General features: G+C 40.3%; 25 protein-coding genes and 2 tRNA genes. 14 read left to right on the top strand and 13 right to left on the bottom strand.

Annotation, left to right across the window (positions count from 1 at the left end):
* Window positions 1–65: 65 nt before the first annotated feature.
* The 4 genes from QW284_09275 (at window position 66) to QW284_09260 (ending at window position 3206) form a co-directional block, all read left to right on the top strand.
* Window positions 66–143: transfer RNA gene (locus QW284_09275), tRNA-Arg, on the top strand.
* 428 nt (window positions 144–571) lie between these two features.
* The gene (locus tag QW284_09270) at window positions 572–1198 is read left to right on the top strand and encodes a hypothetical protein (GenBank protein ID MEM0339855.1); all 627 of its coding nucleotides are present in this window, start codon (window positions 572–574) and stop codon (window positions 1196–1198) included.
* 459 nt (window positions 1199–1657) lie between these two features.
* Window positions 1658–2392, top strand: coding sequence for a hypothetical protein (locus QW284_09265; GenBank protein ID MEM0339854.1), 735 nt, complete (start codon window positions 1658–1660; stop codon window positions 2390–2392).
* A 13-nt stretch (window positions 2393–2405) separates the two neighbouring features.
* A complete protein-coding gene (locus tag QW284_09260; protein ID MEM0339853.1) occupies window positions 2406–3206 on the top strand; it encodes a hypothetical protein in 801 nt (266 codons plus the stop codon).
* A gap of 63 nt (window positions 3207–3269) precedes the next feature.
* Here the strand turns inward: QW284_09260 and QW284_09255 are convergent, their stop codons facing one another.
* Window positions 3270–3548, bottom strand: coding sequence for a hypothetical protein (locus tag QW284_09255; protein ID MEM0339852.1), 279 nt, complete (start codon window positions 3546–3548; stop codon window positions 3270–3272).
* A 73-nt stretch (window positions 3549–3621) separates the two neighbouring features.
* On the opposite strand from QW284_09255, the gene QW284_09250 reads away from it, so the two are divergent.
* The 7 genes from QW284_09250 to QW284_09220 all read left to right on the top strand — a co-directional run bounded on the left by QW284_09250 (window position 3622) and on the right by QW284_09220 (window position 8140).
* Window positions 3622–3765, top strand: a complete 144-nt coding sequence (locus QW284_09250) for a hypothetical protein (protein ID MEM0339851.1) — start codon at window positions 3622–3624, stop codon at window positions 3763–3765.
* A 676-nt stretch (window positions 3766–4441) separates the two neighbouring features.
* Complete coding sequence (locus QW284_09245; GenBank protein MEM0339850.1) at window positions 4442–5206, top strand: basic amino acid ABC transporter substrate-binding protein; 765 nt, start codon at window positions 4442–4444, stop codon at window positions 5204–5206.
* Between the two features lie 7 nt (window positions 5207–5213).
* Complete coding sequence (locus QW284_09240; protein MEM0339849.1) at window positions 5214–5864, top strand: ABC transporter permease subunit; 651 nt, start codon at window positions 5214–5216, stop codon at window positions 5862–5864.
* On the top strand, window positions 5861–6625 hold the full coding sequence (locus QW284_09235) for an amino acid ABC transporter ATP-binding protein (GenBank protein ID MEM0339848.1): 765 nt from the start codon (window positions 5861–5863) through the stop codon (window positions 6623–6625). Before QW284_09240 ends, QW284_09235 begins: the two co-directional genes overlap by 4 nt.
* Entirely contained in the window at window positions 6622–7299 is a 678-nt protein-coding gene (locus QW284_09230; protein MEM0339847.1) for an amino acid ABC transporter permease, read from the top strand. Before QW284_09235 ends, QW284_09230 begins: the two co-directional genes overlap by 4 nt.
* 56 nt (window positions 7300–7355) lie before the next feature.
* Complete coding sequence (locus tag QW284_09225) at window positions 7356–7544, top strand: hypothetical protein (GenBank protein MEM0339846.1); 189 nt, start codon at window positions 7356–7358, stop codon at window positions 7542–7544.
* Entirely contained in the window at window positions 7505–8140 is a 636-nt protein-coding gene (locus QW284_09220; protein MEM0339845.1) for a hypothetical protein, read from the top strand. Before QW284_09225 ends, QW284_09220 begins: the two co-directional genes overlap by 40 nt.
* 443 nt (window positions 8141–8583) lie before the next feature.
* Here the strand turns inward: QW284_09220 and QW284_09215 are convergent, their stop codons facing one another.
* Window positions 8584–9837: a M20 family metallo-hydrolase gene (locus tag QW284_09215; protein ID MEM0339844.1), complete on the bottom strand. Its 1254-nt coding sequence runs from the start codon at window positions 9835–9837 to the stop codon at window positions 8584–8586.
* A gap of 379 nt (window positions 9838–10216) precedes the next feature.
* Here QW284_09215 and QW284_09210 point away from each other — a divergent pair, with 379 nt between their 5' ends.
* Window positions 10217–10738 carry a flavin reductase family protein gene (locus QW284_09210; protein MEM0339843.1) on the top strand — a complete coding sequence of 174 codons (522 nt, stop codon included), beginning with the start codon at window positions 10217–10219 and terminating at the stop codon, window positions 10736–10738.
* Between the two features lie 321 nt (window positions 10739–11059).
* Window positions 11060–11196, top strand: a tRNA-Trp gene (locus QW284_09205).
* A gap of 4 nt (window positions 11197–11200) precedes the next feature.
* Here the strand turns inward: QW284_09205 and QW284_09200 are convergent.
* The 10 genes from QW284_09200 to QW284_09155 form a co-directional block, all read right to left on the bottom strand.
* Window positions 11201–11839 carry a M48 family metalloprotease gene (locus QW284_09200; protein ID MEM0339842.1) on the bottom strand — a complete coding sequence of 213 codons (639 nt, stop codon included), beginning with the start codon at window positions 11837–11839 and terminating at the stop codon, window positions 11201–11203.
* 687 nt (window positions 11840–12526) lie between these two features.
* Window positions 12527–13795: a DUF790 family protein gene (locus tag QW284_09195; GenBank protein ID MEM0339841.1), complete on the bottom strand. Its 1269-nt coding sequence runs from the start codon at window positions 13793–13795 to the stop codon at window positions 12527–12529.
* On the bottom strand, window positions 13792–15432 hold the full coding sequence (locus tag QW284_09190; protein ID MEM0339840.1) for a DEAD/DEAH box helicase: 1641 nt from the start codon (window positions 15430–15432) through the stop codon (window positions 13792–13794). Before QW284_09190 ends, QW284_09195 begins: the two co-directional genes overlap by 4 nt.
* Entirely contained in the window at window positions 15407–16696 is a 1290-nt protein-coding gene (locus QW284_09185) for a hypothetical protein (GenBank protein MEM0339839.1), read from the bottom strand. Before QW284_09185 ends, QW284_09190 begins: the two co-directional genes overlap by 26 nt.
* A 145-nt stretch (window positions 16697–16841) precedes the next feature.
* Window positions 16842–17465, bottom strand: coding sequence for a PhoU domain-containing protein (locus QW284_09180; GenBank protein MEM0339838.1), 624 nt, complete (start codon window positions 17463–17465; stop codon window positions 16842–16844).
* Window positions 17466–18215 carry a phosphate ABC transporter ATP-binding protein gene (locus QW284_09175; GenBank protein MEM0339837.1) on the bottom strand — a complete coding sequence of 250 codons (750 nt, stop codon included), beginning with the start codon at window positions 18213–18215 and terminating at the stop codon, window positions 17466–17468.
* Entirely contained in the window at window positions 18215–19060 is an 846-nt protein-coding gene (locus QW284_09170; protein ID MEM0339836.1) for an ABC transporter permease subunit, read from the bottom strand. Before QW284_09170 ends, QW284_09175 begins: the two co-directional genes overlap by 1 nt.
* Window positions 19053–19970, bottom strand: a complete 918-nt coding sequence (gene pstC, locus QW284_09165; protein ID MEM0339835.1) for a phosphate ABC transporter permease subunit PstC — start codon at window positions 19968–19970, stop codon at window positions 19053–19055. The genes QW284_09170 and pstC overlap by 8 nt, the downstream gene beginning before the upstream one ends.
* A gap of 11 nt (window positions 19971–19981) precedes the next feature.
* On the bottom strand, window positions 19982–21133 hold the full coding sequence (gene pstS, locus QW284_09160; protein MEM0339834.1) for a phosphate ABC transporter substrate-binding protein PstS: 1152 nt from the start codon (window positions 21131–21133) through the stop codon (window positions 19982–19984).
* A gap of 153 nt (window positions 21134–21286) precedes the next feature.
* Entirely contained in the window at window positions 21287–23272 is a 1986-nt protein-coding gene (locus QW284_09155; GenBank protein MEM0339833.1) for a molybdopterin-dependent oxidoreductase, read from the bottom strand.
* Between the two features lie 190 nt (window positions 23273–23462).
* On the opposite strand from QW284_09155, the gene QW284_09150 reads away from it, so the two are divergent.
* Complete coding sequence (locus QW284_09150) at window positions 23463–24176, top strand: class I SAM-dependent methyltransferase (GenBank protein MEM0339832.1); 714 nt, start codon at window positions 23463–23465, stop codon at window positions 24174–24176.
* A 4-nt stretch (window positions 24177–24180) separates the two neighbouring features.
* Here QW284_09150 and QW284_09145 read toward each other — a convergent pair whose 3' ends face one another.
* Complete coding sequence (locus QW284_09145; GenBank protein MEM0339831.1) at window positions 24181–25620, bottom strand: tRNA uridine(34) 5-carboxymethylaminomethyl modification radical SAM/GNAT enzyme Elp3; 1440 nt, start codon at window positions 25618–25620, stop codon at window positions 24181–24183.
* Window positions 25621–25838: the final 218 nt, after the last annotated feature.

Genomic DNA, 25838 nt, shown 5'->3' with positions numbered 1-25838 from the left:
GAAGACGCAATACTATTCAAGCAAGCCTATGAAAAAATAAAAACCTAGGCACAAACAGATCTAGCGGGCCCGTAGCTCAGCCAGGACAGAGCGCCGGCCTCCTAAGCCGGTGGTCGGGGGTTCGAATCCCCCCGGGCCCGCCACAAAACATACAAAGAATTGAGGCAGTTCCCGATAAGTTTTTATACCTATTTTCTAGAAGGGTTATAGGTTATTAGCTCTAAAACATTACCAAGCATTATTGATACCGTTGTTGATGATAATTATTATGCTGTTGATGCTTATGCCGTATCAACCCCCGGCAAGAGAGGAACATAACCCCCGTATAGGGGGTTCCTAGAAAACAAAACAAACTAGGGATGTACCCATTCCAAGTTATCGCTAGGAGTACGTTCAACGAGGTTCTCGGCACCATAAACCTAATGCTCGTCATACTGCCGCATAGCCTCCCAGTAGAGGTAGTGAATTACCTGCACATACTGCTAAGCTACTATAATATATTTAGACTTTCATCAATGGGATACAGTACGTCATCTGGTTCCTCCTAAGCAGCTTTCTACGAGATAGAGGAATGAGCTTCACCGACATAAAGGCCATCTACGAGTTCTTCAAACGCAGGGAGGTGAGCAACGGCACGGTCGGAGACCTCATCGAGATGATGGCGAACAAGGGAATAATCGTGAAGAGGCAGGGCAGGTACTACACCGCTGTAGACGATGAGGAGCTAATCCTAGAGCTAATAGATGCTAAACGGGTTAGAAGCGGCCGGAAGGGTGCCAAACAATTGCTAGAGACACTTGCCACGGATTCGGAAGCAGAAGGCAGAGGCACCGCAAGGGAGAAGACCATTCCACTAGCTGTCAAGAGGGTGCTTCGCATTGCTGAAAGGCTAGTAGAGCAGGGTCAGACACGAAGAGCGCTGGGGCTAATACAGCACACCCTCGTAGGCACGCGGGAGAATGGAAGATGGGTACTGTGGATTGACGACATATTCATCTACTGGGAGAAGAAGGCTAAACCCAACTACCACTACTTCCGCTCCGAAAGGCTAGCGGAAATACTTCGGGATATGGGCTTCAGGCAGGAGTTCGTACACGTGCAGCCAGTAGGCGGCCTAATAAAGGCGTGCTTCCATGACAGTTACAGAGAAGCGAGGAAAATACACTACATACTTAAAACCATGGGACGGCTAGCTTAGGGATCGCCACTAATACTATATATAGCTGTCTACCCCGATAACACCGGGGGATTTAGGCTAGAAACCATCTATGGAGAGTTAGTAGCAGAGGTAAACTACAACCCCGCACAAGCACGTGCAATTACCAAACACCTCGTTGTGCCCGAAGAACACGTGAACAAGAAGAACGACAACACCTACTTCAAGTACCAGCGGTAAACCCCGAGAGCTATTCTCTCAGCGGAAAAACACAAGACCATCACACCCATAGCTATATCGTATAAATATTCATTTCAAGCAACACTCCAACATTCAAATCTGTGGAAACCAGTGGTGTAGGCTATGAGGAGTGGAGAGGGAAGTAAATATAATAGGCATACGAAGGCCTGTAGTAAAAAGCATTGCTATAGAGGGAAAACAAATACTGTCATAAAAGTTTTTTAACTTTCTTACCTTAACTTTATAACTTGGGGTGTAAAGTTGTCTTCTATGATTAGGCTAAATAATAAGGTTAGCATAGTGTTGATTGTCATAGGCTTGTCAATAATTGGTGGTTTGATATATTCATCTGCAATTGCAAGCAAGGAAAATAGTGTAATCCCGAAAAGCGACGTTGAAGCTGGTATTGATTTGCAACTCCTTAATAAATGGAGCTTCATAGTTGTAGAACACAATAGCAGTGTGCTGTACAAAAACCTGCAGAAAATCTTGACTTATAAGAACATTAACGCTTCGACAACAAGATGTGGTAGTGTATCCACGCTTGCTGGTAGCGAACTTTGGAAGCCGTCTATAGTCATATTGAATCTGTTAGACGAGGAGGTGTTGAAAGAGATAAATTCTTCTGCTAGAAACATCGATGTTCTTCGTGGACTTGCACGAGGCAGCAACTACATACTTTTTGTAGCAAATGATTCAAGAGTAATTCAGAGTATTAGTAAATTATTTGACCCACCACTCAGCTACATTAGCGAATCTAGAGTTACAATCACAAAACAGTATAAAGATGGAAGAGCCGAAACCATATCACAGAATTTGTTAATCGTTGTAGGCAGGACATATAGGAACATAGATGGGCGGCTAGTTCCAATCGATTTTACAGGCACAGTGCATATCGACGACTTCAACAACATAGATGATGCAATCCAAAAGGCATTGCTTAATACCCTAATGTTAGTTGTAAAAGCAGAAAATGATTTAGTACCTGGGAGGTGAAGGGGTGAGTATGATGAGGGCGATAGGCAGAGCGCATCTGTCGGTTCTGCTAGCTCTTTTAGGCCTGTTAGCAATACTATGCTTGCCTGATGTAAATGCTGGTGTGACACAACAAAATTGGAATTTGATATTGGTTGGTTATGGCTATCAAAGTAGTTCTTATGGTAACATATATTATTACTATGAAGTATATAAATTCGCTGGATATACACAGGCTGGATATCATGAATGGTATGCAGTGTATTTGAGAGATATTGTCGATCCTGTAAATCCCTCAAGCAATAATGATGGATTTACTGTTGCTGGAAAAGCAGGTCAAAGTGCTACTGGTGGAGGCGTTGGCCCATATATCTATGATAAATATGGTGTCTTTGGCATTTACAACTTGATTCCGCAGTCATCTCAAACAAGTTGTGCACAAAGTTGGAGTGAAACGTTTAGCGTATCAGCTTCAATATCTAAGAATGGGCCAGCCATCACTGCGAGCTATACTCAGTCAACATCATGGCGCGCAAATGGTGTATCATGGTCTCTAACAGACGTTTACCCCAAGAGCCATTGGGAGTTCTGGCACTGCAACGAACCTCCACCAAGTTCTGCAGAACTAGGAGCTGCATGGACATTTGAAATTACAGTAGCTTATATCAAAACATATCCAACATATCCAGGCACTCAAACGTATACAATAGAACTTGGCCCTGCTGCTGGATTCAGACATTGGTACCAGAGTTGTTTCTTGTTCTGGTGTTGGTGGGAGTGGGATTACTCGGTTCATTGGAATATCCCAGTAACAATAAGCTTTAGCAACAGCTAATATCCCAACTCATTTTCTATTTTTTCCCAATTTTCAAGACCATATATCTAGTTATTTTTATTATTAGTTTATTATAACGTTATGCGACACTAGGAGCTCCAGGCTCGAAGTGAACGGTATATATTCCCTCTGCGGTGAAAGAGTGTAGGTTGCTATGGTCGGCTCTAGTCCCTCGACGAATAAGTGGACTTCTAGACTGGTGTTCGACTCTACATGTAATGATACGCTTGCTTCTGAACCCGGTCTGGTAACGACTACCTTCTTCGATGGCTTTACGTACACTGTGTACCTCTGCTTCACCCCTGCTTCAACGCTCCTATCACTCTCCACAACAAGAGACACTGCGCTCCCCACTAACCAAGAGCCGGCAAGGCATAATTATGTGAGCAACAGTAAACAAGTAAGTGGTGAACCCATGGCCAGGCTCAGGCTCGGCGAAGAAGAGTGTAGAAGCCTCCTAGAGCTTAGAGTAGGAGACGATATCTCATCAGACGACTACAAGGGAATACTAGAACTATGTAGCGAATACATACGAAAAGCAGAGAAGCAAAGCCACTGAAGTCGGTGGTCGGAGGTTCGAATCCCCCCGGGCCCGCCACAACGCTAACATAATATCATATTATAAAGCAGAGGTAAGAAAAAAGTATAGTATGGCTCTTAAATACATAGCATGTGCTTGATCATGAAACATTAGCTAGGTTTTTGGCGCAAATTCATTGATGCAAAAACACGGTATAAAAACCCTATGCAATGACTTCAAAGATGCATATAACAAAATATCGGACTATCTCGAACACAAAGAAAATGTCTCAAGGTTTGTTTAAAATGTTTCAGTAACCAGTACACATTCTTTAGATACACCTTAGCTATTGCAGTATCCATATTTGTTGGAAAAATTATTGTAGGTCATATCACAGCAATTAATGCAAATATATTGGTGTTAACAACATCAAAGTTGCTAATAGGATTTTGCATTAGAATGGCAACTAAGGGATCACAGTCTACAATACCCTTGCTCTACATGATACAACTTTTGTTTTCAATAAAAATTTGGTGAAATTTATTGGTATGTTTTTCAGAATGGGCACTAAAAAGTGCTAAGGTGTTGTGGAGAGAGGTATAGGTATTGAACCATTACAAACCTATATGAAGCTTAAAACAACGGTCAAAGGATTGGTTTTTATCAAAACTTTTATACCTATACCCAATCAAAAAATCTTTGCAGGTATATAGCAATGAGTAGATGGCTATACGTAATAGTGGCTATCATACTTGTTGCGATAGTTGCCTTTGCAGCCTATTACTTGGTTTTCTCAAAGCCTGCAGAAAAAGTCTTAAGAGTTGGTACCTCGCCTGATTTTCCGCCCTTTGAATTTATAAATGAGAGTAATAATGAGGTTGTCGGCATAGACATTGACTTGATTAAGGCTATAGCCAATAAGCTTGGGTACAAGGTTCAGATTGTGAGCATGGATTTCGATGGGCTTATACCAGCTCTTGAACAGGGTCAAGTGGATGTTGTTATATCTGGTATGACCATAACTGAGGAGAGGGCTAAGAGAGTTGATTTTAGTATACCGTATTGGAAAGCTGATCAGGCTATAATAGTTGTTAAGGGGTCTTCCTATAGGCCGTCGTCTATAGAGGACCTGGCCAACCATGTTGTTGGTGTTCAAAGTGGTACCACGGCTGAGGAGCTTCTCGACGAATATGTCAATAAGGGGCTTAGCATAAATATTAAGAGGTATTCCTCATACACACTAGCAGTTCAAGACCTTATTAATGGCAGGGTCGATGCCGTTTTAGTAGACTCTCCCGTGGCCAAGGCTCTTGCAAAGAAATACAATGTTGAGGTGACAGCAACTATACAAACTGGTGAAGAGTATGGAATAGCTGTTAGAAAAGGCAACAAAGAGCTTTTGGATCAGATAAACAAGGCTTTGAATGAGATTCTTAATAGTAGTGAGTGGGATGCTATAGTCTCTAAATACACGGGCTAGAGTCCAGATGAGCCTTGCACAACTTTTTCAAACAATTTCATTCATAGCTTTGAATGGTATTGCAAACACCTTTCTACTGTCCTTTGGAGCTTTTTCACTAGGTCTTGCACTTGGCTCGTTGCTAGCCTTTCTACAAGTTCTTGGTGGTTTCTTAGCTAAGGTGATAGACTATGTCACAAGGATTTTCCGTAGCATCCCACCTGTTCTAATGCTTTTTATAGTGTTCTACGGTTTTAGAATAGATAATGTTGTTGCCGCTATAGTTGGACTTGGGATTATAAGCTCCTCATACCAGTCACAGATTTTTAGAGGTGTTATAGAAGCTGTTGCTGCTAGACAATTTGAGGCCGCTCTTTCAATAGGTTTTAGCAGATGGGATGCATTTCGCAATGTTATCTTCCCACAAGTGATATTGCTATCTATCCCGGCTTTGCTAAACGAATTTACAACGATTCTAAAGGATTCGTCAATAGCTTATGCTATAGGGGTTGTAGAGATATTCACTGTTGCAATAAACTTGGCTAACGCTAGAATGGAATATGCCCTCCCCTTAATATCTGTATCAATTCTATACATAATAATATGTCTTAGCATATCATATACCGCCAATCTAATACACAAGAAAATAGCTTTGCTGGGCTATGGTGGGTCGATATGAAGGTATTGTTAGAGGCTATAGATATCCACAAATACTTTGGTAAACAACACATTCTAAAGGGTGTTAGCCTATCTGTACCCGAGGGGGAGACAATTGTAATCATAGGGCCTTCGGGTTCTGGAAAATCAACTCTTCTAAGATGTCTGAACCTTTTGATAAAGCCTGATAGGGGGAGGATAATATTCGATGGAATAGATATAACAAGTGGGAACATAGATATTCACAGAATTAGGCAGGAGATAGGGTTTGTGTTTCAGAGCTACAATCTATTCGCGCATTTGACTGCAATAGAAAATGTTATGCTGGGTCTTGTAAAGGTTAAGAAGATGGGTAGAGAGGAGGCCAAGAAGGTTGCGGCCGAGGCTCTCTTGTCAGTTGGGATAACAGAGGATCTTTGGAGCAAGTATCCAGCCCAGCTATCTGGTGGTCAGCAACAGAGGGTTGCAATAGCAAGGGCTATAGCAATGAACCCGAGGCTTCTACTCCTAGACGAGCCAACCTCTGCCCTAGATCCAGAGCTTACTGTAGAGGTTTTGAAGGTTCTTGAAAAGTTATCTGAAAAGAGAATGACAATGATTATTGTTACCCACGAGCTCGGGTTTGCTATGAGGGTAGCAGATGAGGTTGTGTTTATGGAGGATGGTACAATAGTTGAGAGTGGCCCTCCAGAAAAGATTTTGCTCAATCCTGAGAAGGAGAGGACAAGAGCCTTTGTTTCAAAGCTAATGGAGCTATACAGGATGGAGAGGTTGCATAGATGATTGAGGAAGTGCTAAGGATTTTCACAAACTATGGTTCAGAGTTGCTATCTGCTCTAATTCTAACACTTGAAGTGACATTCATTTCTTTTGCTATTGGCCTCGGCGGAGGGGCTCTCATAGCAATTCTAAGAGCATCTTCGCCAAAGCCAATAAAAGCATTGATAATGTTGCTAGTAGAGCTTGTGAGAGGAACCCCCATGGTTGTACAGCTCTTCTTCATATACTATGCATTGCCACAAATCGGTGTGAAACTAGATCCATTCTCAGCAAGTGTTGTGGCAATGGGTTTAAACTCGGCTATTTACCAATCAGAGTATTGGAGAACAGCAATAAGCTCTATCCCAAGAACGCAGTGGGAAGCTGCATACTCTCTTGGATTAAATACTCTTGGTGTACTGGCAAATGTTGTTATGCCCCAAGCCCTTAGAATAGCCATGCCACTGCTTTCAAATGAGCTGATATACCTACTGAAATTCAGCTCTATAGCATATTTCGTTGCCTTGCCCGAGCTTGTCTACACAGGGAAGTGGATAGCCTCAAAAACATTTGCATACATAGAGATATACACCATCATAGCAATATTCTATATAGTCATAACACTATTTTTAAGCGAGATACTAAACAGAATAGAAAAGAAACTGTATATACCAGGACTAGCAATAAAAAGAATATAGGGCGGTAAAAAGAGTCAGAGCCAAGATGCACAACCCCTCTTTGGAGGCTCAAATCTATGTATCCTAGCAATAAATTTAGAGAGGTGTTCAAGATTTCTTACACTAGCAGGGGTAGATACAGGGTTTCGAGAAGAAACCTAGACGATCTAGTAAGGCTAGCCAAAACAGGTAAGGAGCTTATAAGTCTGTATATTGAGGTGGTTGAGTGGAGAGGGTTTCAAAGAGTGTTGGAGATAAAGATGTAGAAGAGATTGTTGAAAAACTCTATGGAGATTTTATAGAGAGGATTTTTCCAAGGCTTCAAGGGATCTATGATGAGGGTAAAAGGTATCTATTTTTCATAGCATGGCTAAACAGCGCATTTGAGCAGATGGGGATTGGAAGAATTGTTGTTACAGGGGGGTTTGCTGTGGAAATATATACTGGGAGGGTTTATAGAACTATGGATGTAGATGTAATCGTTGAGGGAGAGAAAGCAAGAAAGGTATTGGAGCTATTTCTAGAGAGGTTTTCAGAGAGGATTGGCAGAGGATTTCTACCAACCTATGAAATTCTCCAGCTAAAATCTATAGATATCGTCTCAACAGTTTACAGAAGAAGGGCCCAGCCAACAAAAATTATAATAGATAACCAGCATGCCTATCTAGAACCTATAGAAGAGCTTATAATAATGTATCTCGTTGGATGGAAGTATTGGGGGTCTACAGAGGATAGAGACAAGGCCTATTGGCTCTATGCCATGTGGAAAGATAGAATAGACCAGAGCTATCTAGATGCAAGGGCTAGGGAAGAGAATGTAGAGGATCATCTAGAGATTCTCAGAGGCATGCAAACTCCGTAGACAAAGATCTAATTGCCAAGGTCAGAACCAGACCAATGAAACTTAAGCTATATGTGATTGTCTAACCTCCTCCCGCCCTGAAGGGCGAGGGTTCCTGAGGCGATTCATCGGTTCCCCCGCATCTATTCCTGTTTACATCTGTCATTTGTGGGGCAGTCGAGGGTGGTCAGAGATCCCTCCATCTCAAGCAGTACTCTCACTGCCTTGGGCTCGGGGCCAACCCCCATCATTATGATTAGGGTTGGGAAACCCTCATTGCCCACCATCTCCAATCAACTCTATGCCTAACTACGCCAATCCTCCTAACAACCAAAAACAGTTTAAAACTTTTCGCCATCCCCGCCATAAACGGCGAGGCTTTCAGTTGTAAACAATAGTCGGTTTGGAATCAGTGATTAAACTAGGGAACAAAAAATTTGAAGAGGTTGAATCCCAATGAAACTTCATGATTTTAGCATCAGGTATGCTATTATTTTTGCATCCTCAATCAAGTTGTTTATCTTGCTGTACTCATTTGGCATATGGGCGGTATTGTCTAGTGTTGCCCATGCAACTGCTGGTATACCCAATTTTCTGAAGCTTGCTGCTAATGTTCCACCTCCAATCCCACCAATGACGGGCTCTACACCTCTTAGCTCTTTTAGTGCTTGAATTAATGTTTTTACTATTGGAGAGTCTACAAGTGTTGGTTGTGGAGCGTTGAATTTGTTTATTGTTTCAATCTCGATATCTGGATAGACATTCTTTTCAATCTCTTTTAAAAACATCTCTTTTACAGTAGAAGCAATGTTTTTGAAGCTCTTTAGAAGCTCATCAACGGGGTGCTCAGGTAGTATCCTACAGTCTACAACAACTTCGTGCTCTCCTGGAATAATGTTTGGTGACTCGGCTGTGTTTCTAACCATTGTTGGTTCGCAGGTTGTGTATGGAGGGTCGAATAAGGGGTTTTCTGATCCAAATCTATTTGCTATAAGGATGTTCATCAGATGTAGAAACTCTGTAGCAATTCTATGTGAATTAACACCTCTATGTGGAGTGCTAGCATGTATCTGAAAGCCTTTGAACCTGATTTTTAGCCAAAGGATACTCTTCTCAGCAACTTCTATGAATCTCCCATCACTTTTCCCATAGTCTGGAACCAGAGCAACATCATTTTTACTGAAAAGCTCTGGATAGTTACTGACAATGTATTCCATTCCATATCTAGAGCCAGCCTCCTCATCACTAACAAAAGCAAGTACAATGGTTCTCCTAGGCTTGGCCCCAGCATCAACAACAGCTTTTGCTGCTAGAAGAGACGATACTATTGCCTGTCCATTGTCTTCAGCACCTCTTCCATAAACCCTTCCATCAATAAACTTGGGCTCAAAGGGTTTTGTAATGGTCCATGCATTTAGATCCCCAGGTGGCACAACATCCAAGTGTGATACTATCCAAAGCTTTTCGCTAGTTTCACCCCTAATAAAGACCAGTATGTTTGGTCTAACACCATTTTTAGCTCTAGGATCATTCACATAAATTGTCTTGGTCTCGCCAAGACCCCAGCTCTTGACAACTTCGAGAATGTACATCGCTTTATCATATTCGCCTTCACCACCATAATCAGGATTTACACCCCTCTTCGATATGATATCCATTAGAAGCTTTACAGCATATTCATGCATTCCATCAATTCTATTCAAAGCATCCTTAAGCATCTTATTGCACCAGCTAATACCTCTACCAACTGGCACAGCTTTCTAAACTTTTTCTAAATGTTTGCAAGAAAACACCCGTGAGAAGTACTGCAACAACAAGCTTACTTCTAAATGTTGGCAAATGAGATCTCAAGTCCACATAACAACACCATATCCTTTCATCTTCAAGAAAGCTATTACTTAGCTTAGCTCTAGGGATAGTAACAATATGAAATATGTGACATTCTAAAATTTTCAACATTGGATAGCTTGAGCTGCTTCTCAGATAAGCGATGTCTCACAACCTCCATGGGCAACATGCTCTAGCTTTACAGCAAAAGATAAAGATGCTTCATAAGCATTTTTATTTGCATCTGATTAACTATTGTGGGGTGAGGCTATGTACAGATTATTGTATCCACTGAGAACATATTTAATTGTCTCGGGAAGGCTTGGCGAAGAGGTAAATGTTATGGCTGCAGATTGGGTAACAGTAGTATCAGCAAAACCCTTTATAGTCGCTGTTTCTATTGCTCCAACTAGATACACTTACAAACTTGTGAAGAAGTATAAAGAATTTGTTGTAAGTGTTCCAAATGTGAACATGCTAAAAGATGTTTGGGTAACAGGATCCGAACATGGCCCATCGAAAATCGCTAAAACAAGGATAGTTTTCGGCAATCCATCGAAGATAAGAACCCCGATAATAGAAAATGCTTTAGCAAATCTTGAGTGCAAGGTAATTGGTGAGCATCTATATGGAGATCACGAACTCTTTGTGGGAGAAGTTTTAGCATATCACTATAAAGAAGAGGCTTTTAAAGGTGGTGAGCCACAGTTGGACGCAGGATTCTTGGCACATATAGCCTTCAATAAGTTTATAACGTTTTCGAAGGAGGTGTTGGAACCGCGAATTGATTGACTAATTACCTGATTTTCAACAGCTTTGGTAAATGAATGTACTATAATCAATGTTTTTATTTAATCCTTTCTTCAAATCTACAATGATAATGTGGTGCTATGTAAATAAAGAGATCAATAAGAGTGTTAATGATACAGGTACGCCAAAGTTCATTGTATTCATCCTTTTAGAGCTTCTAAGCATTTGATTGTTGTAGACATGTCCATATGTGCTTTCATTTATTGGCATGCAATGCTAAATTTGGGTGAGAGGTCTTTACGCATAAGCAGAAGAGTATATAAAGGCTGGGAGGCAACGACTATTACCTAGATGAAATTTGGAGGGCCCGTAGCTCAGCTAGGTAGAGCGGCGGGCTCCAGCTAGACTCTATGGGTCTGTCGACCGCATGGGATGAGAGGAGGCTGGAGCGTTGAGGAGAGACCCGTAGGTCGGGGGTTCAAATCCCCCCGGGCCCACCACGTACTACTCTAAGCATTTGACTAGCTGTGGGAAGCTTGTTATAATAGTTTCTACCCTGGTGATCGCTGGGGGGTGTGCGGAGAAAAGCTCTGAAGAAACACCTCTTTTACTTTTCTCTCCTTGACTAAGAAACATGAGAAGTTTTAGATAGGAGCAAGGATTAGAGGCATGTGATACTGCAAAGAGATCAGCCTCTAATTCGTATCTTCTTGCTATATATCTTAGAATTATCTGAATAATGATATACATAGCTATGAACATTGTTATTATCAATACCACATCTATTATTGATTCTATGAATTGCAGAATATAAATAGTTGCACCAACAACTATAGAGAGTAATGCTATAGCAATGAATGCTATCTTTATGCTATGTCTAAATTTACAATGGGCATATTCATGTAGCAATACAGCCTCTATATAATCTATTGAGAGACTGCGAAGAGCACTAGTCACAACAACTGTTCTGCATGACATTCCAAACACAAGCGCATTATAGAATTGTACATCCGATTCTTTGATATTTTTAAAAGGCTTTGTGCCTATTCTCATTGCTATTCTGTTGGAGAGCTCAACAAGCAACTCATCATTTATAGGCCTTGCTCTAAGCCACCAAAGCTTAAATCTGATAAACCTTATCAACCAATCTAGATGCCGCTTATTAGTTAACATAATATTGGCTCACGTTCGGCGGGGATTTCAAGTCTGATCGATATATCTAATTACTTTTAAATATTTTTGATGCTTGCTTCACTCCATTTTTAATTCCTCTGCTTTGTCTAGCATCCTTATTGGGGTACTTGGTATGCATCCAGAGCCTGATACATGCTTTACCCGCTTTTAGCCAAGTGTTCATAGCTTCACAAAAATCTCTGTCAATCACAGAATAACATCTAATGTAACTGATCCTTCCTCAGCCCTGGGTTTAAAGATCCATAGCAATCTACTAATACGCAAGTTTATGGCAATATTAACCGCAATTCTGCTAGTACACCATATAGCCTCTGGAAAAAGTTGAATATTTCATTATTATATCTTTTTATATCGGAGAATAGCTGATGTCTAAACGGTTGCTTCCGCCAAGAGGGGTTCTGGTTTCATTGTGGTTCGTGATGGTTGATTTCACTGTTTGTTACAACGATTCTAATAACAATAATGTTAATGGTTGTGATGAGGAGATATGTTATCTTGGCTAAGCAAAAAGGTGCAGAGATGGTACGTGATCTGCGAATAAAGCGTAACCCTTGTCGCTGGCACAAAAATGTTATTTTTAGATAGGGTAAAAGTGCTAGGAGAAATCATAGTCAAGAACACTGAGACTGAGGTGCACTATACTATTTTAGTGTGAGACTTTTTCTTGGTCATTCCTTTCGTTATATAATCAACTATTTTTTTGTAAGGAGCTCTAGGAACTCCATCAATAATTCTATAGTATATTGTGAATATTTCTATACCATCTAAAAACTCTTTTAATGGTTCTTCGGCTATAACCATGATGTTATTAACTATTTTTGATATAAATGAAAGTCTCTTTGCCACTCTCTCAGCGAGCTCCCTTCTCCAGAAACCTATAACCTCTACGTAGAAAATATCGTTATTGGCTCTAATCTCGAAGTCAGGCATATAAATAGTGTCATTGATTATTACAGGATCTTCACACTTAGATATTTTGAGTCCCAGCACCTTCAACGCTTCATATATTCTCTCAAGAATGTTACTATCAAACACAGGTTTTATTAAGAGCCAGTGGTCAAGCGAAAGCTGGGGAACAATATCGTTAGATAGCATACGAACCTTAATATCCGCCCATTTAGCATATAGAATTGCATCTATGTACCAATAAGCTTTGCAATCACGCAAAAGTGGGATGATTGTTAAAAGTGTTTGTGCTATTCTGTAGCCATATCTCGATGCCTTGCCAAATAGTCTCTTAGGACCCTCAATCATGATTGTATAGCCATTGTTTGCGTATTTAGCGTCCCATAGAATTCCATAGAGCTTCGAGCTTCTATTGATGGATCTTATAATGTCTTTGGCTGGGCAATCTTCTCCAAAGTATATAACAATATAGATACTATTTCTGCACAATGTATTGAAAACTTGTAAATTGTATTCCTTCACCACCTTATCTACAGAAGGCTCCTCAACTTTCTTGATGACAGCTTTGTCTATCTCATCACACCACAAAACCTCATCTAATTCTATTGACTTTGGAAGGCGAAGAGCATGTATAACGTTTTTTATAATCCTTCGTCTATTCTCTGAAGATGCAAAGCCACCAAACCTCTTATTGATTTGCTGAAAAGCTTGTATCCTCAGAACCTTGGGGGATACAGGTGTATCGCATACTTTCATATCGCGTAGAGGAGTATAAAATCCTGTCATAATCTTTCTTATAGCTTTAAAGAGTTGTCTATCTCCAATAGCTATTCTTAGCTCATTCCAATCAACATCTCCAAACCTCATACCGACAATAGAGCTGTAAAACTGTATAATGGAGTTGACTAAGTCTTGATCAGAAAGTGTGTCCAAATATCTTGGTTTGTAGAGTCCTTCCTCAAATTCTTTAAGTGGTATATCGAACAGGCCTAGGGTCATTGACTGGCCACCTGCATATTTTGTTCAGCTTCTTTCATCTCTATTGATGGTTCTATCTTACCAATTTTAGTGACTATCTCTATTAGTAGAGGCTGTTTGTCTCCAGGCTTAAGTATTTCGAGTATCCTCTTAACGTAGTCTCTACCAGGTATCACACCACTCACAACTATTGCCACATTTGGCTCTGGAAAGTTGTCAAATGTTTTATCAAAGATTATCGATGTAGCCAAGACCCTTATATCGCCATATCTGAACATCTTGAGATAAACCCTCTTCTCATCCTCTGGAGTATCAGGCAATATCCTGGGAATAAGAAGTTGTCTAGCTATTCTCCTCACAACCCCTGGATACTTAGAAAATATCAAAATCTTCTCGTTTTCAAACCTCTTCAAAAGACGTTCCACAACCCTGATCTTTCTATCAATGTTCAAAACTATTTTCCTTGCTTTTAGCCTAGCTCTCAGCGCCTCTCTGGCCCCTTGATCTAATGGACTCAGCTCCAAAACTCTTCTAAACCTTTCTCCAATGTCTCTAGTACTTGGGTAAACAGATCTACAATAATTTAGATACATCTTCATAAGTCTTTTATATTCTTCATACTCCTCTCTAGATAGCCCGACATGAACTATAAACCCCTTTGGACTCCTAAAACATTTCTTTTCGCGAAACTCATTCAAGCTTATGCTGTAGACTATTGGCCCAAGAACAGCTTTATAGTATCTGTGTAGCCCATCATCTCTATTCGGGGTTTGGGTCAAGCCTAGTCTATATGGAGCTGTAACATTGTTTAATGCATTTCTATAGGTATCGCTAACAGCAAAGTGGCACTCATCGGCTATCAGCAAACCGAAATAAGTTGGCACTTTCCATAGGTTGGAAGATGCCATGTCATATGTCATCACTGTTATCTCTTTAATCTCCCTTCTCCCACCACCAAAGACGCCAATATCCTTGAGAGAGACATTCAGATACTTGACTAGGTAGCCAACCCACTTATATAAAGAATCTATGCTTGGAACAAGGATAACAGTTCTGACCTTCAGTTCATCAATAGCCTTTAAAGCTATAGCCATTCTCCCAGCACCAACAGGCATAACAACAATACCCCTGCATCCAGCCTCCTTCCACGCTTTATAGGCCTCCTCCTGATAGGTTTTAAGAGCGATGCTAAAAAATGATTTAAAAGATGCTCTGTAATCTATCTGAAATCCCAGCTTAACTCTATATCCACCCTCATTAAGATGATCAAGAATCATGTGTAGAGCTCTTATCCTTGCTTTAAACACTTTGGAAATTAGATCATATCTTACAATCCCCATCTCAAGTAGTGAACCCAGAACACTTGTATTCAATGGGTATAGATGTAGCGCATCATCTTTCAGATCAACGAATACATGGATAGGCTCAGAAGAAATCTTTTTAAGATGCTCCAATGCTCTTAACGGTATGTTTATCCCAAGCTTATTTACAATAAATTCTATAGTTTTTTCAAATCCATAGAAAGAGACCTTGGCAGGATTTAATCTATATATCCATGTATGTGACTCCACATCGTATTTCACAATATCTGCTATCTTATCCAATTCTGAGAAAAACTCGTTGTTAAGTTTCTCATTTATAGAGAAAGTTATTGTCATTACCCCCACTCTTAGCGTTAAAGACCTTAAAAAGATAATCAAGAACCTCGTTTAGGTCTTTAAACCCTAGCAACCTCCTAATATCCTCAAGCTTTTTTGCAACATCTCTAGAAACCTCTATCACAACATTGTTTACAGAGCCAAATGACACGAATCCATCTAGAATCTGAGCCACATCTTCAAGTTTCATTTCATTAAATTCAACAGAGTCTATAACATCTATCCCAGCATCCAAAAGCCATTTCTTTATATTAGCTGGAATCTCCTTCCTCGATACAAGAACAATCCTATTAGGCTTGTAGGTGGATTTGTAGAGGAGAATAAGCTGATACTCTTTTACTCTCAGAGACGACCCCTCCTCAATCCTTCTCCTAACCTCAGTTTTCTTAATGCTCATCGCCTCTCCCAACCCCTCGAAAAGACCTTCAATCCATTTGGACTTCCACTCCTCGGCTGTTAGAGGTTTTCTGAAATAGCCTCTAAGATCCCTTGCTCTTTTCCACCAATCCTCTAACTCCTTGAACTCTAATATCACCTGTGGTCTCTCGATTGGTGGATTATTAGATAAATTAACTATGTCTAGAACCCTTCCACTATACACCATGACATCAAGTCTCAAAGCAGTATACAAACCCCAGACCTTCTGCAAATCACTTGTATCCTCCCAGCTAAGAGGCCTTGGAGCTTCATGGAAAAAACTCAAATAGCCCTTTCCAATATTGAACAAAATAAAGTTTGGTGGTATAACCCCAAGCTTCTGTTTTCCACTCCGATCAAAGTTTAGATATCTGTTCTCTGGATAGGCAATGGTGTAGCCCATTCCGCCTAAGATTTTCATTATAGAGGCCAGTGCCCATATCTGATAACAGCTCCTCAAATTAGTTCTAATAGATGTTGTGATTGCTTGGAGCACCTTGGAATAGAAATCCTCTAGCCCCATACCTTTCCTAACAAGATCATAGGCATAGTTAAATATCTTTTTCTTTAGATGTTGAAAAGGGTCTAACAAAAATGATGAGAATTCTTTAGAGAAGGTATAGCCAGGGATATTGAGAAGCTTGGTTAACTCATCAAGAATCTTCTTTGTATGGGAAATCCAATGATAGATAGTTGATATGTCATTTCCTACCACAGACTCTATAACACAGCTTCTAAAATTGTCAAATAAACTTATACTATCAACATTATCAAATCTGATAATTCTATTCGAATCAATGTGAACGCTCTCTCTAATCCTCATCAGCAATTCCTCAGCATCGCACATAATCTCATTAACCTCATTAAAAGAGGAGAATGCTACAAAGGTAATAAACATTTTGTAAATGTAATGCTGATTAGTAGTATGAGGAACTGTAAAAATATAATGATAAGGTAGAATTAATTGAACATAACAAGAAATTGCTTAGGACTCATATAACCTCTGATAAGTGCTGCTCTATATACTGCGCATGGTCAACTATTCTCTCTATATGTCTCATTATCAGCGCCTTTACTGCCTTCTCTCTTGAAACAACATCACTAGTTGTTATCTCTCTTAGTATATCCTGGTACTCTTTATCAACATGGTTATCAACCTCATTAACTATTTCAATTCTCTTCGGCGAAAAGTCTACAAGATCACTTAGTGCAGCATCCAATGCCTTTAGAGCTTCTTTAAATATGCTAGAAATGTTTTGGATAGTTGATATGGCGGAGACTGGCATTAGTAAAGAGTCTATTCGTGCTATTTCTCTACAGTAACGAGATATTCTATACACATCATATGCTATGCTTATTAATGCATGTGCTGATAGAAGCTCCTTTCCCAGGGGCTGTCTCCTAGCTATGAAAACCAGAACCTCTGTTACAAACTCTCTTCTAATTTTATCTAATATCATCGATAAATCATCTATCTCTTTCCAGAGTCTCTTTCTATCCTCTAAACTATTAGCTAAAAACAGATTCATTGTGTGCCTGGCTATAGCCCTGGTGTTTTCAGCCATGTGAAGCAATATCACTTTGAGTTTCTCAAGTTCTGAAACAGTTAGAGACAACTATATCTCGCCTCTCAAAAGCTTTTGAGCAAGTTCTGTGGATGGCCTTAAAAATATTTGGTTGGCTGGCCCCTGTTCAACAACCCTACCATCATACACTATTGTTACGTAGTCTGCAACTCTTGCTGCCTGATGTGGGTAGTGCGTAACCATAATGACTGTAATCTCATCTTTTAGAGATACTATAGCCTCCTCAAGTTTTCTAGCATTAACAGGGTCTATGTTTGCTGTTGGCTCGTCTAACAATAGAAGCTTTGGCTTCATGGCAAGCGCCCTTGCTAAGCAGAGCCTCTGTTTCTGTCCCCCGCTAAGCTGGTGAGGATAGTCATGGAGTCTATCTTTAACCTCATCCCAAAGCATAGCCTTTTCAAGAGCCCATTTGACAATAGCATCGAGGTCTTTCCTATTCTTAGCAACACCGTTAATTTTCGCAGCTATTGCAACATTCTCATATATGGTCATATGTGGAAACGGGTTAGGGGTTTGGAACACCATCCCTATATATCTTCTAAGTTCATATGGATCCTTATTCAGCGCATCAAAGCCTAGGACTTTTATTACACCCTCGATTCTAGCATCATGATTTACATCTATAAGCCTGTTTATAACTCTTAGGATGGTTGTTTTCCCAGAGCCTGAGGGACCCATAATGACATAGATGGAATTGTACGGTATCCTCAAACTTATGTTCTTTAGTATGTGTCTATCACCTATATATACATTGACATTCTCCATCTCAACAGCATACACTACAACTTCACCTCTCTAACAGCAAGTTTAGTAGCAATGAAAATAATTAGGTATGCAAGTAACAACAGTGCAGCAGCACCCCACGCAATCTCCTGGAAGTTTCTGTAGGGGGTGAGTATATAGTCGAATATTAGAAGTGGTAGTGCATCTGTTGGCCCCAGAATAGATGTTGATACACCTATTCTATACCTCCCAACGGTGAATAGTAGCGCGGCTGTTTCGCCGAGTATTCTAGCCATGGTCATAAGAACTGCTACCAAAAAACCTCTTCTTATAATAGGTAGAAAAATTCTTATGATTGTTTCCCACCTAGACATAGCTATAGAGTATGCAGCTTCCCTATATATCTCTGGTACTGAGCGCAGATATGTTGAGAAGTATGTGTATGCATATGGGAGAGAAACTATTGTTAACGCTACGGCACCTGCAAGTGTTGAGAAGGTTCTCATGGGAACTACAATGAGGAGGTATACAACCATTGAGACTGCTATTGTTGGGATACTGGCCAAAGACTTTGCAACAACATCAACAGCTATAGACAGGGGGTTTCTAGGAAACTCGTTAACCATGATGGAAGAGAACAAGGCTATCACAATTGTTATTGGGAGGGCTAGTGCTGTTAGCATTAGGGAGCCTACCAGCGATGGTGCTATACCACCAACCTCTTTTGATGTTGGGGTTGGTGGGATGCTTGTGAAGAAGCTAGGGCCAGCTCTAAGAATAACTGACAGTCCGTTGGCTAGGGTTACAACTATCAAGTGTATGATTGGTGTGATGGCTATGATAGACAGTATCAATATTACAGCAAAGAATATTCTATCCTTTGCTTTTCTCCACTTATACAACTACCCTCCTCCTCCACCTACTCATTAAAGACAGACCAATAAAGCTAAGGATAATTGCAATAACTAGGACAACCAATGCAGATGTGTATAGAACCGACTCTGCATACCTATAAAGGTAAGCATTGCTAAACTGAGAAGCTATTAGAGCAGAGACTGTATACCCTGGCGAAAATATGCACGAGCCTAGATACATTGAGTTGCCAATTGTTGTCACAGCAATTGTTGTTTCGCCCAAAGCTCTTGCAAATCCAAGTATAACCGACGCTATTATAGCCGGTTTTGCTAGCGATAGCAACACCTTTATCGTTTCATATCTTGTTGCCCCAATGCCTAGACAAGCCTCCTTATAGGTTATTGGGATACTCTCATAAGATTCAAATATCATTGCAGTAACGTAAGGTGTTATCGATATCCCTATGGATATTCCTGCAGAAAATAATGTGAAAGCTGTGACTGGTTTGCAAGAGAATATGGGTATGAAGGATATGTACATGCTTAGAGGATCCATAACATAGGTTTTCAATATTGGTGCTAGGTACATAGATGCCCACATAGCATATATAATTGTTGGCACACCACTCATAAGCTCGACAATAGACGATAGAACATCTCTAACCAAATCATGTAAATACTCAGCTAATAGAATAGCTAGTGGCACTGAAAATATGAGTGCCGTTGCTGTAGCCAGAATAGATGTTGTTATAGAGCCTATTATCGGTGCTAAAAGACCATATCTACCGTGTTCAGGATCCCATACACTGGTTGTGAAGAGGCTATAACCAAAGGTGTTTAAAGCATCAAAAGATCTTGAAATAAGGACAAGAATAGCTATAGCAAGTATGGCTAGGAGAGAAATCGAGAAGGGTATGAGTGTTAGGAAAAATAGCATGTCTTTTCTACTAATCCTCATAATGTCTTGCCCTAAGACGATATTATGTTTGCAGCCCCAATTAAAAGGTTTCTGATATTCTCAGGTGGTGCAACATATCCTTGTATAATGTGTTTATAACCTTCTTCAGCAACCCACTTCAGAAACTCCTTTATCGCCAAAGCCTTTGTCGAATCCCCATATTTCCTCCATAGTATTATATGTGTTGGCGCTGTTATGGGATAGCTATTTTCGCCAGGAGCATAAACAATTTGATACGCATCTTCGCTAAAGTCGCTGAGTGGCGATTGAGGTAAAGTGGCTTTTTCTAGAGAGGCTATTATCGAACTATTGGATGGCGTCACGAAAACCCCTGCAGCATTCTTTATTGCAGCAACAGGAAGGTTATTTAGTATTGCATAGCTCCACTCAACATATCCAATGGTATATTGTGTTTGCATAACTATCTGGGTTACTCCCTCACTGCCCTTGCTACCCACACTCCTACCAGATGATATAACAGGCCAGTTAACGGTTTTCCCTACGAGGTCTTTAGGCCACGAACCATTAGTTGATTTGTATAGAAATGTTGTGAATACCTCTGTTGTCCCGCTCGCATCGGTTCTATAGACAGGTCTTATCTCTTCATGTGGAAGCTTATTTGCTATGTCAGTGTTGAGGCTTTTTATCCTTGGATCATCCCAGTAAACTATAGATCCCTTGTAAATATCTGCCAAAACAGATCCATCAAGCTTCAAGATGTAGTTAGAAGGGATTTCAGGCACATTGTATACTATTGCAACTGCTCCAGCAAGCCAAGGAATCTGTAAAACACTTCCATTATACTTTAACCACATATCTCTCGATAGAGGCGGATCCGAACAGGCAAAGTCGGTTACATTCTGGAAGAACATGCTTAGACCCGCACCACTTCCCACAGATTGGTAACTAACCTTTATACCTTTTTGAGAATAGAACAATTGGATCCACTCATTTAGCTGTGGATACACAAGTGAGGAACCAGCTCCTTGGATTATAACATTGTATGTGGTCTGAGGTGTTTGTGTTGTTATCGTTGTTCTTGTTGTTTGAGTCATTGTTGTTTGGGGGGAGGCAGATGGAGGTGCAGTCTTTATGAATAGGTATGAGAGTACAGCTACAACAATAATCGCTATTATGATTGTTACCAAAGCTTTTCTGTTCATCTTTTACCCCAGGGTCTATGTCTAAGGATAAAAGTATATAAATCTTGCTAATGAATGTTTATAGAATATAAGTATAGCACTATAAGTACATTATTGAATATGTATAAAACATTCATAGATTTAAACAAGGTATATATAGCTTTTTGCATCTAATTATCTATCAGTTTGATTCTTTTGCACAATCCTTACACTAATGATTCTAATACTCTTTAAAGGCTGCGTATAACCAGAATCTCCTTCAGTGTTAACACATGTAACCATATTTGCTTTTCTATGCCACGGAATAGCTACAACCCCTCTAGGAACCTTATCATCAGTTCTAGCATAGAACATTTCTTTGCCACACTCTGTCTCAATTTCTATTAAATCCCCATTATCTATCCCCATGGTTTTTGCATCAAACCTATTTATTATTGCAACATCAGCATTGTTGTCTATACATAGAGATGTGTTATAGCATAGACCAGATCTGTATGTTGTTAATGTGAGGTATCCTCTCTTGTTGTCCATTTCTTTGTTTACAATCTTTGAAAACATTGCCTTGCCTGAAGGTGTTTCAAATCCGTTTTGGTATAACCTGGAGATGCATTCACCATTTTTGCAAGGCCATATAACGCCATTTTCATTTTCTTTTAGTTTCTGTGGTGTAATACCTCTGTATATGGGCACTACACTACTTATTTCAACGGTTATGTCCTCTACTGATCCATATTCTCTCCAGTTGCTTAACCCGATCATTCTACCTAGCCGCTCAATTATAACCCAGTCTGGTAGTGCCTTCTCCGGCGGATCCAGCACCTTGTATGACCATTGAACCCTCCTCTCCGAGCTTGTGTAAGAGCCCTCCTTTTCAATACGAGCTGCTACAGGCAGCACATAGTCTGTGTACTGTATGGTTTCACTCCATCTAATTTCATGAACAACCACAAGCTCGATGTTCTGAAGAGCCTTTCTAACTATTGCCGAGTTTGGGTGGCTTATGACAGGGTTTTCACCGATTATGAATAGAGCCCTTATATCCCCCTTTAAAGCCTTTTCAAAAACCTCGATGCTTGTGTACCCCGGTTCACTTGGAATGTTATCGATGTTCCACACATTTTGGAATAGCTTTCTCTTGTGGTCGTCCTCAACCCTTATATAGCCTGGAAGATAGTTTGGTAGTGCACCCATATCGCAAGCGCCCTGGACATTGCTCTGACCCCTCACAGGATACAATCCACAGCCTCTTCTACCAATATAGCCTAGAAGCAGAGCCAGATTAACTATAGCCGAGACATTGTTCCACGCTGTCACATGTTGTGTTACACCCATTCCCCATAGTATAGAGCCGCAACCAGCCAAAGCAAACTCTTTTGCTGCCTCCTCAACCAAGCTCTTCTCAACGCCAAGCTCCTCACATTTTGATACATTGTAAAGTTTTGCAATTTGATAGAATTCCTCGAAACCCTCCGTCATTCGAAGAACGAAACTCTTGTCATATAATCCGCTAGAGATTATTATGTTTGCCATGCAGAGAAGAAGCTTATAGTCCTCCCCAGGTCTACTTACCTGGATAAATATATCAGCCAATCCGGCTGTTTCACTCCTCCTAACATCAACTACAATTATCTTGGCACCCCTCTTTTTAGCCTCTAAAATCAAGGCTGCTAGAGGGGGATGTGTAGCAACAGGATTATAGCCAATTATAAGAATAGCCTTTGAATACAATAGATCTGAGAAAGGATTTGTTTGAGCTCCAAACCCAAGCGATTTAGCAAGGACGTCAACGCTTATTGCATGGCATAGCCTTGCACAATTATCTATATTATTGCTTCCAAGAAATCTAGCAAGCTTCTGAATCAAATAGTTTTCTTCGTTAGAACATTGAGAGCATCCTATAAAAGCTATAGAAGAGCCTCCATACACCTTAACAATCTTCCTCAGCTCTGTAGCTATATCATTTAAGATGCTACTCCATGTGGCTTCTGAGAAGATATCGCCTCTTCTAACATATGGATATAGAACTCTGGTAGATGGGGATATAAGATTCATTATTAATGAGCCTTTGAAGCATCCATAGCCATATGTAGAACCATTTTCTTTATTTATGTAAATACTGCAACCATATCCGCAAAAAGGGCAAACAATTCTTGAAGTCAATCTAGATCGCACCAATGAAAATATATTAGCAAATCCTAATTTAAGCAATGTATTTACATAAGCTATGTAATGATGTGATTATAATAAAGCAATTTAAGTATTGCAAGCATACAATTCCTTCCAGACCAAGGCAAATACATGATGATCCCTTCATGCACTGAACCCCACATGATGTGTGCTGGGATATCTGATGAATTTTCATAAGCAACTGAGGAGGGATATAAGAGATCTCATAACCAACATCGTTTCGTATAACGCTATAGGCGTTAGCTATAGTTTTTGGAGGCAGAGGCCATGGATCATAGCAGCCATTGCTAAGGGGAAAGCTGTTCTAGATCTTGGCTCAGGTCCTTGCATAAACGGTGTAGCAGCGGCTCTTAGAAATGGTGGATATGTTGTTTGTCTCGACATCTCAAAGACAATGGCTCACATGGCTAGATACACCATCAATAAGTTCAATGTACTTGGTGATGCTGTGGTGGCAGATGCTTTGAAAACACCTTTCAGAAGCAACTCCTTCGATGCTATCCTTGCTATTGCTGTTGTTCACCATATTCCAAAGCCTTTTTTGTCTATGCTATTTTCAGAGGCTAGGAGGATCCTAAAGGTGTTGGGCATATTTGTTGTGACTGTGTGGTCTTGGAGACATAGAAGATTTGCTTTGAGAACTCTTTTCAACACCTTTTCTACACTCTTTGGCACGCTAGGGTATTTGAGGAGATATGTGATTTTTTGGAGAAGCAGAAGAGGATATTTCAAAAGGGTTTACTACCTATATGACTTAAAAGAGCTTGTTGAGACTATAAAAAGCTCGTATATGGTGGTTGCTTCGAGTGGGTATACATGGTATATTAAACAAGATAATAGAAATGTCTATGTAGTGGTGCTAAAGAGCAGGATTTGACACATCATCTAAGTTCTTTAGCCATATATGGAGAGCCAGAAGGTCTTCTATACCCATGCTTTCTATAATACTCTCTTGCACCAACACCCGAAAGTACAAGTATTTTTCTACAGCTAAACTCATATCTAGCAATATCCTCGGCTGCAACAAGGAGTTTCGAGCCCCAGCCACGATGTTGCCAACCATCTTCATCGTGATCTCCGATTGGTATCTGAGGGCCATATACATGCAATTCTCTTACAATTGCTGTTGAAGAGTCTATCTCTGGTCTGTACGACTTGGCCGATGGTATTCTAAGCCTGAGTAAACCAACTAGCACATTGTTCTCAGCATCTTCCGCAGCCAAGAATATCTCTGTTCCTTGGCTAGCCTCATAAACCTCCTTGGTCATCTCTATTCTTGATGGTCTTACACCTCTGAATATCTCCTGTCTCCCAACCTCTCTAAACCTAATCTCATTTATCTTTATATCCTTCTCAAGTGCTCTCTTCTCGACAAGCTCTCTCAGATTAGCCTTCTTGGGTCCTGCCACTATTAGTGGTGCTGGAATGTCTCTCTGGATCCTCATAACCCTTACCCACTTTGGTATAAATCTGTAGAACTCTGAGATGAGCTCAACAGCCTCTTCATCTGTCAACGCCTTGTAGAGACCATTTCTCCACATCTCGTAAAGCTTAGTTCCTTCAATGACCAGCGTTGGATATATCTTAAGCATATCTGGTCTAAAGTCAGGATTCTCAAAAATCTCTCTAATCATTTCAATATCCCTATCTCTATCCGAACCCGGAAGACCTGGCATAATGTGGTACACAACCTTGAATCCAGAGTCCTTCAGTACTCTGGTAGCATCTACAACATCTCTCACAGTGTGGCCTCTGCTAACCTTTTGAAGAACGTCGTCATAGATGCTTTGAACACCTATCTCAACCTTTGTAGCCCCTAGGTATAGTATCCAATCAGCTTCTCTCTCCTTTGCCCAGTCAGGCCTTGTTTCGAGGGTAAGGCCAACAACTCTGATAGAAGCTATCTCATTTCTCTCATGAGCCTCTTCAATACTTGGCATCTTCTCTGGCTTCGGCTCTGGAAATCTGTTGGCAGCCTCAAAAATGTTTGTAATGAACCACAGCTGGTAGTCCCTAGGCAGAGCAGTGAATGTGCCACCCATGACAATGACCTCTACTTTGCTTGGCACATGGCCCATGCTAAGATATTGTCTTAGCCTAAGTCTAACCTGCTCATAGGGGTCGAAACCAACATGAATAGCCCTCATCAAAGCTGGTTCATTGCCTATATAGCTCTGCGGAGTTCCATACTCTACTCCACCAGGACAGTAAATACATTTTCCATGTGGACATGGAAATGGCTTTGTCATCACAGCTACAATAGTCACTCCAGAAAGGGTTCTAGTAGGTCTTATAACATTCTCTCTAATCTTCAAGGCCATGTGCAATCTCAAAAATATCTTATGCAATAATGTTTAAAAAGTCATTATAGTTAACCAATAATGTCATGCTAAAGACAACATTAATATGATGGCACATTATTTCATTTTATAGCAGAAAAACATCAATATAATTTTCGTCAAAGTTAAGGAGCTAAAGACGCAAACAACATTGACATCGCTATGGACAATTCTATTAAAAAGATAACAAAAATTTAATA

The sequence above is a fragment of the Ignisphaera sp. genome (genome assembly GCA_038735125.1).
Taxonomy (GTDB): domain Archaea; phylum Thermoproteota; class Thermoprotei_A; order Sulfolobales; family Ignisphaeraceae; genus Ignisphaera.
The sequence above is the reverse complement of the archived record's forward strand: the minus strand, read 5'-3'. Positions and strand labels throughout refer to the sequence as shown.

Coding starts and splice junctions, on each gene's coding strand:
- QW284_09260 (MEM0339853.1), top strand. CDS start 2,406: ATGAGGGCGATAGGCAGAGCGCATCTGTCGGTTCTGCTAGCTCTTTTA.
- QW284_09240 (MEM0339849.1), top strand. CDS start 5,214: ATGAGCCTTGCACAACTTTTTCAAACAATTTCATTCATAGCTTTGAAT.
- QW284_09270 (MEM0339855.1), top strand. CDS start 572: ATGAGCTTCACCGACATAAAGGCCATCTACGAGTTCTTCAAACGCAGG.
- QW284_09145 (MEM0339831.1), bottom strand. CDS start 25,620: ATGGCCTTGAAGATTAGAGAGAATGTTATAAGACCTACTAGAACCCTT.
- pstC (MEM0339835.1), bottom strand. CDS start 19,970: ATGAGGATTAGTAGAAAAGACATGCTATTTTTCCTAACACTCATACCC.
- QW284_09150 (MEM0339832.1), top strand. CDS start 23,463: ATGAATTTTCATAAGCAACTGAGGAGGGATATAAGAGATCTCATAACC.
- QW284_09230 (MEM0339847.1), top strand. CDS start 6,622: ATGATTGAGGAAGTGCTAAGGATTTTCACAAACTATGGTTCAGAGTTG.
- QW284_09195 (MEM0339841.1), bottom strand. CDS start 13,795: ATGACCCTAGGCCTGTTCGATATACCACTTAAAGAATTTGAGGAAGGA.
- QW284_09215 (MEM0339844.1), bottom strand. CDS start 9,837: ATGCTTAAGGATGCTTTGAATAGAATTGATGGAATGCATGAATATGCT.
- QW284_09185 (MEM0339839.1), bottom strand. CDS start 16,696: ATGTGCGATGCTGAGGAATTGCTGATGAGGATTAGAGAGAGCGTTCAC.
- QW284_09210 (MEM0339843.1), top strand. CDS start 10,217: ATGTACAGATTATTGTATCCACTGAGAACATATTTAATTGTCTCGGGA.
- QW284_09225 (MEM0339846.1), top strand. CDS start 7,356: ATGTATCCTAGCAATAAATTTAGAGAGGTGTTCAAGATTTCTTACACT.
- QW284_09245 (MEM0339850.1), top strand. CDS start 4,442: ATGAGTAGATGGCTATACGTAATAGTGGCTATCATACTTGTTGCGATA.
- QW284_09250 (MEM0339851.1), top strand. CDS start 3,622: ATGGCCAGGCTCAGGCTCGGCGAAGAAGAGTGTAGAAGCCTCCTAGAG.
- QW284_09235 (MEM0339848.1), top strand. CDS start 5,861: ATGAAGGTATTGTTAGAGGCTATAGATATCCACAAATACTTTGGTAAA.
- QW284_09190 (MEM0339840.1), bottom strand. CDS start 15,432: ATGACAATAACTTTCTCTATAAATGAGAAACTTAACAACGAGTTTTTC.
- pstS (MEM0339834.1), bottom strand. CDS start 21,133: ATGAACAGAAAAGCTTTGGTAACAATCATAATAGCGATTATTGTTGTA.